The organism is Micromonospora sp. 050-3 (genome assembly GCF_046549335.1).
GTDB classification, from domain to species: Bacteria; Actinomycetota; Actinomycetes; order Mycobacteriales; family Micromonosporaceae; genus Micromonospora; species Micromonospora trifolii.
Window position 1 is genome coordinate 599,538 of record NZ_JAJPVX010000001.1, and the last position, 15,952, is coordinate 615,489.

Genomic DNA, 15,952 nt, shown 5'->3' on the forward strand with positions numbered 1-15,952 from the left:
GTCTCGTCGTGGCGGGCGTGGACAGCACGGGCATGAAGAGCCCACCCGCCACCGATCGATCATCCCCCGGAACCCCGCCGCCATGCCGGCGGTCGGCCGAGTGTGGGCGCGGACACGCAGTGGGCGCGCCGAGCCGAGTTGCCGGGAAGCGCCCGGTACGACCGGGTGGTCCGTGCGACGCTGGCCGAAGCCGGTGCGTTCCGGCGTGACGGCGGAGGGAGCACCCATGGGAGTGCCGCAGGTCAACTTCGCGCTCGACACGTACGAGTGCATCGTGATCTATCCCGGCGCGGCCGGGCGGGCCCTGCCCCCGGAGACCGTGCAGCGGTTGCAGGCCGAGCACGCCGAACACATGCAGGCGTTGCAGCGAAGCGGCATCGTCCTGGTCGCCGGCTCGGTGGACGGGCCGGCGCGCGAGCCCGATCCGCCGATCGGCTTCGGGCTGGCCCGCACCGGCAGCGTCGACGACGTCCGCAGCGTGCTGGAGGCCGACCCCGCGGTGCAGGCCGGGCTCTACCGGGTGGAAGTGCTCACCTTCCTCTGCCCGGCCGGTTCGTTGGAGTTCCCGCTGGTCAAGGCCGATAGCTGAGCCCTGGTCCATCGGTGGCTGTCGTGATGACGACGGCGCTCGCCCGGCTGCCGGTGCTACGGTCGCGCCCAGCGCGGGCCGCCGCCGGGGCGTACCCGGTGTCGTGGGTCGGCCCCGGTCGAGGAGTCGCCATGCTCTCCGCCGCCACCCCCGATGTCGCGTCGGCCACCGCCCGACTGCGCGCCCTGCTCGGCGACCGGCTGCACGAGCCGGGCGATCCCGGTTACGCCGCCACCACCCGAATCTGGAACGGCGCTGTGGCGCGCACGCCCGCGCTGGTGGCCCAGTGCCAGGACGCCGACGAGGTGGCCGAGGCGGTCCGCGTCGCCACCCGGTGCCACCTGCCCCTCTCGGTCCGCTCCGGGGGGCACGACTGGGCCGGCCGGGCGCTGCGCGACGGCGCTCTGGTGCTGGACCTGACCGGGCTGCGCGCCGTGCGGGTCGACAGGGAGGCGGCCACGGTGACCATCGGCGGCGGCGCCACGGCGGCCGATGTGCTCGCCGCCGCCCGCCCGTACGACCTGGTGGTCCCCACCGGCGTTGTCGACGCCGTGGGGATGGCCGGGCTCACCCTCGCCGGCGGGTACGGCCCGCTGTGCGGCCGGTTCGGTCTGGCCCTGGACAGCCTGCTCGGCGCCGAGGTGGTTCTCGCCGACGGCCGCCGGGTCACCGCCGACCCCCGGCACGACGCCGAGCTGTACTGGGCGCTGCGCGGCGGCGGTGGGAACCTCGGCATCGTCACCGAGCTGCGCTTCCGCGCGCACCGGCTGCCCGGCGTGCTGGCCGGCATGATCATGTTCGCGCTCTCCGAGGCGCCGGCCGTGCTGCGCGGCTACGGCGCGCTGGTCGCCGAGGCCCCGGACGAGCTGACCGTGATGGCCGGTTTCCTGCCCGGCCCGGCCGGCGAGCCGGTGATCTTCGTCTGCCCGTTCTACAGCGGCCCGGACCTGGCCGCCGGGGCGCCGTGGCTGGACCGGCTGCGGGCGCTGGGCACCCCGCTGGTCGACCAGATCGGCCCGATGCCGTACGCGGACGCGTTGCGGATGTTCGACGGCGGGATGGTCGACGGCAACCACTACCTGCTGCGGACCCGGTGGTTGCCAGCGCTCACCGACAGCGCGGTGGACACGCTCGTCGACGCCGCCCGGCAGGTCACCTCGCCGTTCTCCGCGCTGGCCGTGCACCACTTCCACGGCGCGGCCACCCGGGTCCGCCCCGCCGACACGGCGTTCGGGCTGCGCACCGACCACCTGATGACCGAGATCATCGCGGTCTGGGCGCCCGGCGACGAGGCCGGCCCGCACCGCGAGTGGGCCGAGCGGACCTCGGCGGCACTCGCCCCGCACGCCCTGCCCGGTGGTTACCCCAACCTGCTCGCCCCGCAGGAGACCGATCGGGTCCGGCTCGCCTACGGCGCGAACTGGGCGCGGCTGCGCCACGCCAAGCGCCGCTACGACCCCCGCGACCTGCTGCACGCGGTGCCCACCCTGCCGCCCTCCGGGCACCCGGAATGACCCGCCACGCGCGGCCCCCGGAGCACCCGACATGAGCCGCCGCCTGCCGCCCTCGGGGCACCCGCGGTGAGCCGCCGCCGGGAGCACCCCGACAGCGCACGCCGACAGAGGCGTACGATTCCCGGCGCGCGGTCGCTGATGCCCGTCGCCACAACGTTCCCGGTGTGGTTCCGCCCGCCGGCCCGACGCGCGCCGCGCGTCGTTGGACAACTGTTCCGCTGCCTGCAAGGGGTCGGCCCCGAGTCCGACCTGAAGGAGAGACTAGCCTGATGGGCGTGACACGCCGCGTAAAGATCGTCTGCACTCTGGGTCCCGCCACCTCGTCCCCGGAGCGCATCCGGGGTCTTGTCGAGGCCGGCATGAACGTGGCGAGGCTCAACTTCAGCCACGGCAGCCACGCCGACCACGAGGCGGTCTACCGACTGGTCCGGGAGGCGTCGGAGGCAACGGGTAAGCCGGTCGCCGTGCTCGCCGACCTGCAGGGCCCCAAGATCCGGCTCGGTCGGTTCGCCGACGGCCCGCACGAGTGGCGCACCGGTGACTCGGTCGTGATCACCGGCGACGACGTCATCGGCACCAAGGAGCGGGTCTCCTGCACCTACACGAAGCTGCCGCACGAGGTGAAGCCCGGCGACCGGCTGCTGATCGACGACGGTCGAGTCGCCGTCGAGGTCACCGACGTCACCGGCAACGACATCCGCTGCCTCGTCACCGAGGGCGGCCCGGTCTCCAACAACAAGGGCGTGTCGCTGCCCAACGTGGCGGTCAGCGTGCCCGCCATGTCGGACAAGGACGCCGAGGACCTGCGCTTCTCCCTGGGGCTCGGCGTCGACCTGGTGGCGCTCTCCTTCGTCCGCTCCGCCGAGGACATCAAGCTCGTCCACAACATCATGGCCGAGGAGGGCGTGTTCCGGCCGGTGCTCGCAAAGGTCGAGAAGCCGGAGGCGGTGGAGCACCTGGAGGCCATCGTGCTGGCCTTCGACGGCGTCATGGTCGCCCGCGGTGACCTCGGTGTCGAGATGCCGCTGGACGAGGTCCCGCTGGTGCAGAAGCGCGCCGTGCAGCTGTGCCGGGAGAACGCCAAGCCCGTCATCGTGGCCACCCAGATGCTCGACTCCATGATCGAGAATTCCCGCCCCACCCGGGCGGAGGCCTCCGACGTCGCCAACGCGGTGCTCGACGGCGCCGACGCGGTGATGCTCTCCGGCGAGACCAGCGTCGGCAAGTATCCGGTGCTCACCGTCAGCACCATGGCCAAGATCGTGACGACCACCGAGGCCGGTTCCATCGGGGTGCCGCGGTTGCAGCACGACCCGCGTACCCACGGTGGCGCCCTCACCGTCGCCGCCTCGTCGATCGCCCGGGCCATCAACGCCAAGGCGCTCGTCGCGTTCTCGCAGACCGGCGACACCGTGCGACGGCTGTCCCGCCTGCACTGCGACCTGCCGCTGCTGGCCTTCACGCCGGTCCCCGAGGTGCGTGACCAGCTCGCCCTCACCTGGGGCGTGGAGACCTTCCTGATGCCGTTCGTGCAGCACACCGACGACATGTTCCGCCAGGTCGACCAGGCGCTGCTCGGCCTGGACCGGGCCAACCCCGGCGACTACGTGGTGATCGTCGCGGGTAGCCCGCCCGGCACCCCCGGCTCGACCAACACGCTGCGCGTACACCAGCTCGGCTCGCTGGTCGACGCCGCGTCGGCGCGGGCCCTGCAGTGAGCGACGGTCGGGTCGCGGTCGGCCAGGCGGCGGTGGACCAGCTGCTGGAAGTGCTCGACCTCGACCCGACCGGGGAGATGTCCTTCCGGGGGATGAGCCCCCCGGTCGGCCCACAACGGGTGTACGGCGGCCAGGTCGCCGGTCAGGCCCTGGTCGCCGCCGGCCGCACCGTCGACCCGGAGCGGTTCGTGCACTCGCTGCACGGCTACTTCGTCCGCCCCGGCGACCCGGTCGAGCCGATCGTGTACCAGGTGGAGAACATCCGCGACGGCCGGTCCTTCTCGGTCCGCCGCGCTGTCGCCCTCCAGCACGACAAGCCGATCTTCTTCATGTCGGCGTCGTTCCAGCGGGCCGAGGAGGGCCTGGACCACCAGGCCACGTCCCCGCTGGACGTGCCCCCGCCGCAGGACGTGCCGACGATGACCGACCGGCTCTCCCGCTACCCGGAGCGGCTGGGCATCTGGGGTCAGATCCCACGACCGATCGACGTGCGCTACGTGGGTGAGCCCGGCTGGGTCCGCCCCGGCGACCGGCCCGCCGACCCGCACCAGCGCGTCTGGATGCGCATCGACGGCAAACTGCCCGACGACCCCCTGCTGCACGCCTGCGCGCTCACCTACGCCTCGGACCTCACCCTGCTGGACTCGGTGCTCTCCGCGCACGGCGAGGTATGGGGGCCGGGCGGGTTGGTCGGCGCGAGCCTGGACCACGCGCTCTGGTTCCACCGGCCGTTCCGGGCCGACGAGTGGTTCCTCTACGACTGCCTGAGCCCGTCGGCGTCCGGCGCGCGAGGGCTGGCCACCGGCCGGATGTTCACCACGGACGGCCGGCAGATCGCCAGCGCTGTCCAGGAGGGTCTGCTGCGCCGCGTCGGCGCCTGACGCTGTCGCTCATGCCCGCCAGGTAGTTGTCGCTCATCCCCGCCAGGTAGCTGGCGGGGATGACGTCGTTCAGGCCTGGTAGATGGCTTCGCCGGCGATCTCGATCTGCACCGTCTTGCCGACCAGCACCCCGCCGCTCTCCAGGGCGACATTCCAGAGCAGGCCGTAGTCCTCACGGTTCATCTCGGCCGTCGCGCTGAATCCGAAGATGTTCTGCCCGTACGGATCCTGACGAGCGCCACCAAAATTCACCTCCAGGTCGACAGCCCGGGTGATCCCCTTCACTGTCAACTCACCGGTGAGGACGAATCGTCCGGGAATGCCGTCGGACTGCGGCGGAACAATGTGACTCCGGCCTCGTCCGCCCAACCGGTGGTTGCGCAGACGCGCCCACTGGAATATGGGGTCCTCGTTGCCCTGCCATTTAATGCCGGTGCTTCGATATTCGAGGGTGGGAAAACGCTCCACGTCGAGGAAGTCGGCACTCTTCAGATGCGTGTCCCGATCAGCACTCCCGGTGGTGATGCTGGCCGACATGATGGTGGCCGTCACCGAGGAGAGCAGCGGGTCCTCCGCCACGAAGATCTGCGCCGTCGCCTCGGCGAACTCGCCGCGCACCGGGCTCACCATCATGTGCCGGGACAGGAAACCGATCCGCTTGTGCGCCTGATCGAGAAGATAGGTGCCGGCCACCGGGATGGTCATGCCGTCCCAGGTGCGTGTGGCGATATCGGTCATCGTGTTGCCTTCCCCCCGAGCAAACCCGGGTGTTTATCAATATGTTGCTGGCGGCCGGGTAAACGGCCAGACATTCGTACTCCCGCCCAGCATAGGGACGCTCCGGACCGGCATTTCCGCCGCCACCGTACGGTGGATCATGACGTACTTCACCGGTCCCTACCGGCGGCCGTTCATCGGTCCCCGCCGGCGGCCCGGACGCGCGCCGGCGGCGCTACTTTCCATCGATGCGTGGCCGATCGGCCGAGGGTCGCCAGCCCGCCCGGTTGACCAGGGACTAACCTTGCCGACATGCGCCTCTCCGCCCGGGTCGACTATGCCCTCCGCGCGGCCGCCGAGCTTGCCGCGACGGCCAGCGGCCCCGGGCGCGGCCGGCCGGTCACGGCCGACCAGATCGCCCGCGCCCAGGAGATCCCGCCGAAGTTCCTGGAGAGCATCCTTCTCCAGCTGCGCCGGGGCGGCATCGTGCACGCCCAGCGCGGCCCGGAGGGCGGCTACTGGCTGGCCCGCCCCGCCGAGGAGATCTCCCTCGCCGAGGTCATCCGGGTGATCGACGGGCCCCTCGCCCACGTACGCGGGCAACGCCCCGAGCAGCTCGGCTACCACGGCCCGGCGCACGCCCTTCAGGAAGTCTGGATCGCTCTACGGGCAAGCGAGCGGGAGATCCTCGAACTCGTCAGCGTCGCCGACGTGGCCGCCGGCACCCTGCCCGCGCGGGTCACCGAGCTGGCCGCCGACCCACGCGCCTGGATCTGAGCGCCGGCTCGCCTCCAGCTACATGCCACCTGGTCGCTGACCCGGCGTACCGCCCGGGCGCGTCCCATCCACCGATCGGGGGCTTGACCCTGGCTGCCCCATCCCGCATTGTCGACCAAGTCGATAGGAGATGCCGAAAAGTCTGGGGGCGCTCGTGCGCAAGCTGTTGGTCCTCGCTCTGGTCGGGCTCGTCGCGCAACTGATCGATGGTTCGCTCGGCATGGCGTACGGCTTGACCTCGTCCACTCTGCTGCTGGTCGCCGGGGTCGCCCCGGCCGCCGCCTCGGCCTCGGTGCACCTGGCCGAGATCGGCACCACGCTCGCCGCCGGGGTCGCGCACTGGCGGTTCGGCAACGTCGACTGGCGGGTGGTGACCCGTATCGCCCTGCCCGGCGCGATCGGCGCCTTCGCCGGCGCCACAGTGCTCAGCTCAATCTCCACCGAGGCCGCCGCACCGTGGATGGCCGGCATTCTCTTCACGCTCGGCGCGTACCTCCTGATCCGCTTCGCCCGACCACTGCGCACCGACCGGGTCGGCGGACGGCTCCGCGGTCGTTTCCTCGGCCCCCTGGGCCTGGTCGCCGGCTTCGTCGACGCGACCGGCGGCGGCGGGTGGGGCCCGGTGGCCACCCCCGCGCTGCTGGTCTCCGGCCGCATGGAGCCCCGCAAGGTGATCGGCTCCGTGGACACCGCCGAGTTCGTCGTGGCCGGCGCGGCCAGCATCGGCTTCCTGATCGGGCTGGGCACCGAAGGGTTCCTGCTGCCCACCGTCGCCGCACTGCTCATCGGCGGGCTCATCGCCGCCCCGCTGGCCGCCTGGCTGGTGCGAATCGTGCCCGCCCAACTGCTCGGCGCGGCAGTCGGCGGCGTGATCGTGCTGACCAACGCCCGTACCCTGATGCGTTCCGCCGAACTGGACGGTTCGGCCCGCCCGGCCCTGTACGCCCTGCTCGCCGCCGGCTGGCTGGCCGCCCTGGTGCTGGCCGTGCGCGCCCTACGCCGTACCCGCAGCGCCCGCGCCGAAGCCGCGAGCGCTTCACCCGCGGCCGCTGCTGTCGCGCCCGCCGATGCCCCCGACCTTGCATCCGCCGGCGAGGTCCCGGCCGATCTGGCCGCAACGGGTACGTCCACCCCGCGCTGAATCCCGTCCCGCCCGCCCGCCGATGCCCGGTCAAGGTCGTCATCGCCGAGGTTGAAACCCCAAGATCGCGCAACATCCTGGATGTAGTGGCATCCCGGTTTTTCGTGGCCACTACATCCTGGTTCGAGCGTGACCTTGACGGCGGTTACGCCCCGAATCCCACTTCCGGTCGGCACGGTGGTCGTCGTCAAGATCCGCGCAATATCAGGGATGTTGCTGTCTCTCGCGCGGCGGAGGCAGCAACACCTCGGAAGTTGCGCAGATCTTGGCGCGGGGCGCGGGGCGACGGCGGGTCAGGGGGTACGCAGGGTGTTGGCTGCCTCGGAGAGCAGGGTCCAGGCTTCGTCGATGTGCGCTTCGGTGGTCTGGGGTGAGCCGACCGCCAGCCGCAGCGTGTACCGGCCGGCGACCCGGGTGTGCGTGAGGTGCACCCGTCCGGTGGCGTTCGCCGAGGCCAGCAGCGCCGCGTTGGTGTCGTCGTCGGCGCGCAGTCGGAAGCAGACCAGTGAGAACGGGTGCGCCGCCGCCACCTCGAACCGGTCGTCGGTGCGGACCCGTTCGGCGAACCGTTCGGCCAGCGCCACCCCGGAGCGGATGTGCGCCCGCAGCCCTTCGGCGCCGTACCAGCGCAGCACGAACCACAGCTTGAGGGACCGGAACCGCCGGCCCAGTGGCACCTGCCAATCCCGGTAGTCGATCACCGCGCCGGATTCGGAGGCCGCGTTGCGGAGGAACTCCGGCAGTACGGTCAGCGCCTCGATCAGTTCGGCCCGGTCGGCCACCCAGAACGCGTCGCAGTCGAAGCCGGTGAGCAGCCACTTGTGCGGGTCGAAGCAGTAGGAATCGGCGTACTCCAGGCCGGCGTGCGTCCACCGCAGCTCGGGGCAGACGGCGGCGGCGCCCGCGTACGCGGCGTCCACGTGCAGCCAGATCCCGTACTCGGTGCAGATGGCCCCGATCTCCGGCAGCGGGTCGACGGCGGTGGTGGAGGTGGTGCCGATGGTCGCCACCACGATGGCCGGTACGTCACCGGCGGCCAGGTCGGCTTCGATGGCGGCCCTCAGTGCGTCCGGCAGCATCGCCTGGGTGTCCGGGTCCACGTCGATCGACCGGATTCCGTCGCTGCCCAGCCCGGCGATCCGTACCGCCTTCTCGATGGAGGAGTGCCCGTGGATGGAGGTGTAGGCGCGGTAGCGCCGATCGATGCCGGTGTGCCGCCAGCGGCCGCCGCTGGCCCGGTGCAGTGCGGCCAGGGTGGCCACCAGCGTCGCCGAGGACGCCGAGTCCTGGATGACCCCACCGCCGGCGCCGGTGGAGCGGAACCGCTGTGGCAGGTCCAGCAGGTGGGCCAGCCAGTCCATCATCACCGTCTCCAGCTCGGTGCAGGCCGGGCTGGAGGCCCAGAGCATGCCCTGGACGCCGAGCCCGGAGCTGACCAGGTCGCCGAGCACGCTCGGGCCGGAGGTGTTGCCGGGGAAGTAGCCGAAGAAGCCCGGGTGCTGCCAGTGGGTCAGCCCCGGTACGACGATCGAGTCCAGGTCGGTGAGGATCGCCTCGACCGGTTCGCCCCCGGTGGTGGGCGGTTCGGTGGGCAGGGCGGCGGCCACGGTGCCCGGGGGGTCGGCCGGGGCGACCGGTAGTTGTTCCATTGTCGCCCAGTAGTCGGCGATCCAGTCGACGACGGCGTGGCCGGCGCGACGGAATTCGGCGGGGTCCATGTGGTGAGCGCTCACCCGGACGAGTTGATCAGGCATCGATCACCGAGGCAAGAGTGCGATCCGCAGCCAAGCGATGATGGTCGATGTTGCATGTCGGAAAGCGCTTGCCTTACGATGCGCGGTGAGTCGGATCCGTGAGTTCCAGGGCGTTTCACCCCGATCAGATCGCCGTCCGCCGCCGTCGCGGTGGGGTCGGTCCACTGTGCTTCCCGGGCAGGGCCGGTGGGTCGTGGCGATCATCACCGGATCCCCGGAGGCAGTCCATGCACCCGTCCAGACATCGGCTGACCCTGCTCGCCGCCACGACGGCCGCCACCGTCGCGGCCGGCACCCTCGGCACGGTCGTCGCCTCGGCCGCCGCCGTCGGCTGCCGGGTCGACTATCAGATCACCAACCAGTGGCAGGGCGGCTTCGGCGCCAACGTCACAGTCACCAACCTCGGCGACCCGGTCAACGGGTGGGCGCTCACCTGGTCGTACGCAGCGGGCCAGCAGGTCACCCAGGCGTGGAACGCCGTCGTCACCCAGTCCGGCGCCCAGGTGACCGCGCGCAACGTCGACCACAACGTCGCCATCGCCACGAACGGCAGCGCCTCGTTCGGCTTCAACGGTTCGTGGGCCGGCAGCAACCCGGTGCCGGGCAGCTTCGCGCTCAACGGCACCACCTGCACCGGCGCCCCACCCACCGACGAGCCGACCACCCCGCCACCCACCACCCCGCCACCCACCACCCCGCCCCCGACGTCGGCCGGGGTGGTGCAGATGGAGGACCTGGACCGAGGGCTGATCAGCGTCCGCTCCGGCAGCGGCAACCTGGTCTCCTGGCGGTTGCTCGGCACCGAGACCTCCGGGGTGGCGTTCAACATCTACCGGGGATCCACAAGGGTCAACGCCAGCCCGATCGCCGGCGCCACCAACTACCTCGACAGCGGCGCGGCGGCCGGCTCGGCGTACACGGTGCGGGCCGTGGTGGGCGGCGCCGAGCAGGCGGCGTCGGCGCCGGCGCTGCAGTTCGGCGCGGGCTACCTGGACGTGCCGTTGCAGGTCCCGGCCGGGGGCAGCACCCCCAGCGGCGAGAGCTACTCATACAGCGCCAGCGACGCCTCCGTCGGTGACCTCAACGGCGACGGCAGCTACGAGATCGTGCTCAAGTGGGAACCGTCGAACGCCAAGGACAACTCGCAGTCCGGCTACACCGGCAACGTCTACGTCGACGCGTACACACTCACCGGCACCCGGTTGTGGCGGGTCGACCTGGGCCGCAACATTCGGGCCGGAGCCCACTACACCCAGTTCCAGGTGTACGACTACGACGGCGACGGCCGCGCCGAGGTGGCCATGAAGACCGCCGACGGCACCCGCTCCGGCACCGGTCAGCTCATCGGCTCCTCGTCGGCGGACTACCGCAACTCCAGCGGTTACGTGTTGTCCGGCCCGGAGTACCTGACCATGTTCAACGGGCAGACCGGCGCGATCGCCTCCACCGTCAACTACGACCCGCCGCGCGGCACAGTGTCGTCCTGGGGCGACTCGTACGGCAACCGGGTGGACCGGTTCCTCGCCGGCACCGCGTACCTGGACGGGCAGCGCCCTTCGCTGATCATGGCCCGGGGTTACTACACCCGCGCGGTGATCGCCGCCTGGGACTTCCGCAACGGCACGCTGACCAAGCGCTGGACGTTCGACTCGAACTCCTCCGGCAACGGCGCCGCCGCGGGGCAGGGCAACCACCAGCTCTCCGTGGCCGACGTCGACGCCGACGGTCGCCAGGAAATCGTGTACGGAGCCGCCACCATCGACGACAACGGCCGGCTGCTCCACTCGACGGGCAACGGCCACGGCGACGCCATGCACGTGGGGGACCTGGACCCGGGCCGCGCCGGCCTGGAGGTGTTCAAGGTCGACGAGGACGCCAGCAAGCCCAGCTCCTACTTCGCCGACGCCCGTACCGGTCAGGTCCTCTGGTCCACACCGGCGTCCGGCGACAACGGCCGGGGTGTCTCCGCGGACATCTGGGCGGGCAGCCCCGGCGCGGAGTCGTGGTCGTCAGCGGTCGCCGGACTGGCCAACACCAGGGGGCAGAACGTCGGTCGCAAGCCGTCCTCGGCCAACTTCCTCGCCTGGTGGGACGGCGACGCGGTGCGGGAACTGCTCGACGGCACGAAGATCGACAAGTACGGCACCGGCGGTGAGACCCGGCTGCTCGACGGCAGCGGGGTGGCGTCCAACAACGGCACCAAGTCCACGCCGGCGCTCTCCGGCGACATCCTGGGCGACTGGCGCGAGGAGGTGATCTGGCGGACCACCGACAGTCGGGCGTTGCGCATCTACAGCACACCCACGCCGACCAGCACCCGGATCTACACCCTGATGCACGACCCGCAGTATCGGGTGGCGATCGCGTGGCAGAACACCGCCTACAACCAACCGCCGCACCCGGGGTTCTTCATCGGCAACGGAATGGGCACCCCACCCACGCCGGACATCCACTTACGTTGATGCAACCCCTGGCGGTCCCGAGCGGGGTCGCCTAGGGTGGCAGGCACCGGGCCGCAGCCGCGGAATCCGCTCAGCTCCGGCCCGGTGCGCCACACCGCGGCATTCCCAACCCGTCCCGACCGGGAATGCCGTACCACCACCGGCACCAACATTAGGCACCGTCCGGGTCGGCGGGGTGACGCTGACGTGAAGATCGTGTTTCACGCGCTCTGGCGTAGACCGCCCACCACCTGCTCGGCGATCAATTCGTACGACCGCACCCGGTCCTGCACGTCGTACACCAGCGTGGTCAGCATCAGCTCGTCCGCGCCGGTGCGCTCCAGCAGCTCGGTCAGCTGTCGACGCACCGTCTCCGGTGAGCCCATCGCCTGACCGTCACGGCGCGCCACGACGAACTCCCGCTCGATCTCCGAGTACGGGTACGCCGCAGCCTCGTCCGGCGTCGACAGCGGCTCCGGCCGCCCGGAGCGCAACTTCAGGAACGACAGGGCGCTCGGCCCGGCCAACCATTCGGCCCGCTCGTCGGTCTCCGCGCACACCGCGTTGACCGCCACCATCGCGTACGGCTTGTCCAACCACTGCGACGGCCGGAAGTTCTGCCGGTACAGGGCCAACGCCGGCAGGGTGTTCTGCGAGCTGAAGTGGTGCGCGAAGGAGAACGGCAGACCGAGCAGGCCGGCGAGCTGGGCGCTGAAACCGCTGGAGCCCAACAGCCACACGGCCGGCTGCTCACCACGGCCCGGCGTGGCGATGATCTGCCCCGGCTTCTCCCCGCTGAAGTAGTTCATCAGGTCCGTCAGCTCGCGCGGGAAACCCTCCGCAGACAGACCCTCCATGGTGCGCCGCAACGCCAGCGCGGTCACCTGGTCGGTGCCCGGCGCCCGCCCGATGCCCAGGTCGATCCGACCGGGGTGCAGCGCCTCCAGGGTGCCGAACTGCTCGGCCACCACCAGCGGCGCGTGGTTGGGCAGCATCACCCCGCCCGACCCCAGCCGGATCGTCGAGGTGTTCGCCGCCAGGTGCGCCAGCAGCACCGCGGGGGCGGAGCTGGCGATCGCCGGCATGTTGTGGTGCTCGGCCACCCAGAACCGGTGGTAGCCCAACTCCTCGGTGCGGCGGGCCAACTCGGTGGTGGCCTGCAACGCCTGGCCAGCGGTGGTGCCCTTGGCGACCGGGGCAAGATCAAGAACAGACAACGGTACGGTGATCACACGGTCAGCCAACCCGTCACCGGCCGGCTTTGTTCCGGCATACGGGTTTTCGTCGGCCACCTCACCCGCCGCTCAGCCCATCCCACGCGCCTGCTCGAAGATCAAACTGGTCTGCGTGTGCTGCACCACCGGGTCGACCGCCAGGTGGTCCAGCACGAAGTCCCGCAACGCGTCGCCGGACGCCGCCCGTACATGCAGCACGTAGTCCTCCGCGCCGGCAACGTGAAACACCGACACCACCCCCGGCAGCCGCACCGACCGGGCCCGGAACGCGTCCACCGCCGCCCGCTCGTGCGCCGTCAACCGCACCGACACCAACGCCTGCAACGGCAGACCGAGCGCCGCCGGATCCACCTCGGCGTGAAAACCACGGATCGCACCGCGCTCGCGCAGCGCCCGGGTACGCGTCAGACACGTCGACGGCGCCACGCCCACCCGCTCGGCGAGGGCGTTGTTCGGCAGTCGACCATCCGCCGCCAGCTCGGTCAGGATCGCGCGGTCCACCTCATCCAGGGCCGGATACGGCCGCACATCATTCGGCTCAAGGGGCATTCCGCCATCCTCGCCCGAACCCAACACGGAAACCAACCCGGATCGCAGAATGATCTGCCGAACTGTTGCCCACCAGCCGCCAGATGTTCGACGCTACCGCCATGACAACGATGGACACCCGGGCCGTACACGCCGGCCGCGACGACCTCCGCACCCTCGGCGTGCACGTACCACCCATCGACCTGTCGACCACCAACCCACTGCCCTCCGTCGACGACGGAGGCGCCGCGTACGAGCAACTCGCCACCGGCGGCACCCTCCCCGCCGACGGCAGCGCCGTCTACCAACGGCTCTGGAACCCCACCGTCGCCCGCTTCGAAGCCGCCCTCGCCGAGCTGGAAGGCACCGCCCAGGCCGTCGCCTTCGCCAGCGGAATGGCCGCACTCACCGCCACACTGCTCGCCGCCGCCCGCGACGACCGCCGGCACGTCGTCGCCGTCCGACCCCTTTACGGCGGCACCGACCACGTCCTCGCCACCGGCCTGCTCGGCACCACAGTCACCTGGACGCGCCCCGACGAGGTCGCCGCCGCCATCCGACCCGACACCGCACTGGTCATCGTCGAGACACCCGCCAACCCCACCCTCGACCTGGTCGACATCGCCGCCCTCGCCGCCGCGGCCGGCGACATCCCACTACTTGTCGACAACACCGTCGCCACCCCCGTCCTGCAACAACCCGCCCGCCACGGCGCCACCCTCGTCCTGCACAGCGCCACCAAGAGCATCGGCGGACACGGCGACGTCCTCGCCGGCGTCGTCGCCTGCGACGACACCTGGGCCGTACGGCTACGCCAGGTCCGCGCGGTCACCGGCGCGATCCTGCACCCCCTCGGCGGCTACCTGCTGCACCGCGGCCTGCAAACCCTCCCGCTGCGGGTCCGCGCCCAACAGGCCACCGCCGAGAAAATCGCCGGCTGGCTCGCCGACCACCCCGCCGTACACCGGGTGCACCACCCCTCGGTGGACGACCCGGCGGCGCTGGTCGGGCGTCAGATGTCCGGACCCGGCAGCCTGCTCGCCTTCGAGGTACGCGGCGGCGCGCCCGCCGCGGCCGCCGTCGCCGGCGCCTGCCGCCTCATCACCCACGCGGTGTCCCTCGGCGGCGTGGACACCCTCATCCAGCACCCCGCCTCACTCACCCACCGGCCGGTCGAAGGCGACGCCAAACCCGCCGCCGCCCTGCTGCGCCTCTCAGTCGGCCTCGAAGACCCCGAGGACCTGCGCGCCGACCTCGCCCACGCCCTCGACACGATCGCCTGACCCTCAGCGCAGCTCGCGGTTGCCCAACACCCGCACTGGCGAACCCTGCCGAGCCACCCGCAACATCGCCCGACCGATCCCGTCGGTCGTGGTGACCTGGTTCGGCAGCAACCGACGTAGCAGCGGGAACAGCGGACGGGTGACCGCGTACCCGAACCGGTACCACCGCGTCTTCGACACCGCCCCGTACGTCGGCTGGATGAACCCCGGCCGCGCCGCGTAACCGTTGGGCAGCAGATCCATGATGGCGTTCTCGGCACGCCCCTTGACCCGCGCCCACATCACCCGACCCTGACCCGACGAGTCGGTCCCCTGACCCGAGACGTAGACGAACGTGACCTGTGGGCTCACCTCCGCGAACAACCGCGCCGCCGCCATCGGGTAGTCGTAGCTGACCCGCGTGTACGCCGCCTCGTCCAGGCCCAACGAGGACACCCCCAGGCAGTAGAAACACGCGTCGACACCTGTCAACTCGGCCCGCACCGCGTCCAACTCGCCCACGTCCGCGACCGTCAGCTCCCGCAGCTTCGGATCCTGCGCACCGGTCGGCCGCCGACCGACAGTCAGCACCTCCCGCACGTCATCGGCGAGCAGGCACTCGCGCAACACGCCCTGACCGACCATCCCGGTCGCACCGAAGACAACCACCCGCATCAGATCCACCCCTGTCGCCGCCCACCGCCACCGGCCGTCCGCCCGCGCGTCAGCCAGGCTCCCACGGTCGACGTGATCCGCGAGGTACCGGTCAGGACTTGGGGCCGACGTGCCGGTCCAGCGTGGCGACGGCGTCGCGCCGCGCCACCGACAGCGAGTTGCGTCGGTTCATCCGCCAGGCGATGCCGAGCAGGTCGAGGCTCCACTGGCAGAGCGCCATGATGTCGGCCGACTCGTTCACGAACATGTAGCGCGGGTAGACGTACGCCTTGCCCCGCACTGTCACCCGGTTGGCGAACCGACAGCCGTCGGAGTGGAACAAGCCACGCAGGAAGTCGCCCGGGTGTCGCTCGAGGATGGGTCGCTGCCAGTCGGCCAGGACGATCGGTCGCTGGTGCTTCTTACCTGGGCCGTGCTGAGGCAACAGGCACGGCCAGTGGGTGCCGTAACTCTGCACGCCCACGCAACCTTGCTTCTGGACCCGTTGTACCTTCGACGCCAGCACAGCCCGCATGGCCACGTCGCAGGCCTCGATCAGCCCGGGCCAGACGTCGGAGCAGTAGATGCGCAACACCGGAACGCGCGCCGACGTCACCAGGTGGCCATCGCTGAGGTAGAGACCGAGCAAATAGGCATAGGCTTCAGGGTCTGTCGGACTGTCGACACCGTCACGACAGCGGAAACAACGGAGCTGTGTGCCCGGGAACTTCGCCTCTGGCC

The 15,952-nt window shown here is 71.2% G+C and carries 14 protein-coding genes; 8 read left to right on the top strand and 6 right to left on the bottom strand.

Annotated features, from left to right (window positions below; genetic code table 11):
* The first annotated feature begins 226 nt into the window (after positions 1–226).
* The 4 genes from ACLJOK_RS02835 to ACLJOK_RS02850 all read left to right on the top strand — a co-directional run bounded on the left by ACLJOK_RS02835 (position 227) and on the right by ACLJOK_RS02850 (position 4,702).
* Positions 227–589, top strand: coding sequence for a YciI family protein (locus ACLJOK_RS02835; protein ID WP_410815931.1), 363 nt, complete (start codon positions 227–229; stop codon positions 587–589).
* Between the two features lie 14 nt (positions 590–603).
* Positions 604–2,103: an FAD-binding oxidoreductase gene (locus tag ACLJOK_RS02840; RefSeq protein WP_410815932.1), complete on the top strand. Its 1,500-nt coding sequence runs from the start codon at positions 604–606 to the stop codon at positions 2,101–2,103.
* A 269-nt stretch (positions 2,104–2,372) separates the two neighbouring features.
* A complete protein-coding gene (pyk, locus tag ACLJOK_RS02845) occupies positions 2,373–3,821 on the top strand; it encodes a pyruvate kinase (protein WP_238680212.1) in 1,449 nt (482 codons plus the stop codon).
* A complete protein-coding gene (locus ACLJOK_RS02850) occupies positions 3,818–4,702 on the top strand; it encodes an acyl-CoA thioesterase (protein WP_410815933.1) in 885 nt (294 codons plus the stop codon). The genes pyk and ACLJOK_RS02850 overlap by 4 nt, the downstream gene beginning before the upstream one ends.
* Positions 4,703–4,771: 69 nt before the next feature.
* On the opposite strand, the gene ACLJOK_RS02855 is transcribed toward ACLJOK_RS02850, so the two are convergent.
* Complete coding sequence (locus ACLJOK_RS02855; RefSeq protein ID WP_410815934.1) at positions 4,772–5,440, bottom strand: YceI family protein; 669 nt, start codon at positions 5,438–5,440, stop codon at positions 4,772–4,774.
* A gap of 291 nt (positions 5,441–5,731) precedes the next feature.
* On the opposite strand from ACLJOK_RS02855, the gene ACLJOK_RS02860 reads away from it, so the two are divergent.
* Positions 5,732–6,196, top strand: coding sequence for an RrF2 family transcriptional regulator (locus ACLJOK_RS02860; RefSeq protein ID WP_091407884.1), 465 nt, complete (start codon positions 5,732–5,734; stop codon positions 6,194–6,196).
* A 154-nt stretch (positions 6,197–6,350) separates the two neighbouring features.
* Positions 6,351–7,337 carry a sulfite exporter TauE/SafE family protein gene (locus tag ACLJOK_RS02865; protein ID WP_410819223.1) on the top strand — a complete coding sequence of 329 codons (987 nt, stop codon included), beginning with the start codon at positions 6,351–6,353 and terminating at the stop codon, positions 7,335–7,337.
* Between the two features lie 293 nt (positions 7,338–7,630).
* Here ACLJOK_RS02865 and ACLJOK_RS02870 read toward each other — a convergent pair whose 3' ends face one another.
* A complete protein-coding gene (locus tag ACLJOK_RS02870) occupies positions 7,631–9,091 on the bottom strand; it encodes a pyridoxal-dependent decarboxylase (protein WP_410815936.1) in 1,461 nt (486 codons plus the stop codon).
* Positions 9,092–9,318: 227 nt separating this feature from the next.
* Here ACLJOK_RS02870 and ACLJOK_RS02875 point away from each other — a divergent pair, with 227 nt between their 5' ends.
* A complete protein-coding gene (locus tag ACLJOK_RS02875) occupies positions 9,319–11,553 on the top strand; it encodes a cellulose binding domain-containing protein (protein ID WP_410815938.1) in 2,235 nt (744 codons plus the stop codon).
* Positions 11,554–11,753: 200 nt separating this feature from the next.
* On the opposite strand, the gene ACLJOK_RS02880 is transcribed toward ACLJOK_RS02875, so the two are convergent.
* Positions 11,754–12,764, bottom strand: a complete 1,011-nt coding sequence (locus tag ACLJOK_RS02880) for an LLM class flavin-dependent oxidoreductase (protein WP_410815940.1) — start codon at positions 12,762–12,764, stop codon at positions 11,754–11,756.
* 72 nt (positions 12,765–12,836) lie between these two features.
* Positions 12,837–13,316 (bottom strand): Lrp/AsnC family transcriptional regulator, encoded by a 480-nt coding sequence (locus ACLJOK_RS02885; protein WP_410815942.1) that lies wholly within the window; start codon positions 13,314–13,316, stop codon positions 12,837–12,839.
* Between the two features lie 83 nt (positions 13,317–13,399).
* Between ACLJOK_RS02885 and ACLJOK_RS02890 the strand changes: the two genes are divergently transcribed.
* Positions 13,400–14,578: a trans-sulfuration enzyme family protein gene (locus ACLJOK_RS02890; protein ID WP_410815943.1), complete on the top strand. Its 1,179-nt coding sequence runs from the start codon at positions 13,400–13,402 to the stop codon at positions 14,576–14,578.
* A gap of 3 nt (positions 14,579–14,581) precedes the next feature.
* Here the strand turns inward: ACLJOK_RS02890 and ACLJOK_RS02895 are convergent, their stop codons facing one another.
* Together ACLJOK_RS02895 and ACLJOK_RS02900 are read right to left on the bottom strand one after the other, a co-directional pair.
* Positions 14,582–15,232 carry an NAD-dependent epimerase/dehydratase family protein gene (locus ACLJOK_RS02895; protein ID WP_410815944.1) on the bottom strand — a complete coding sequence of 217 codons (651 nt, stop codon included), beginning with the start codon at positions 15,230–15,232 and terminating at the stop codon, positions 14,582–14,584.
* 91 nt (positions 15,233–15,323) lie between these two features.
* Positions 15,324–15,860, bottom strand: coding sequence for a hypothetical protein (locus tag ACLJOK_RS02900; RefSeq protein WP_410815945.1), 537 nt, complete (start codon positions 15,858–15,860; stop codon positions 15,324–15,326).
* Positions 15,861–15,952 lie beyond the last annotated feature (92 nt).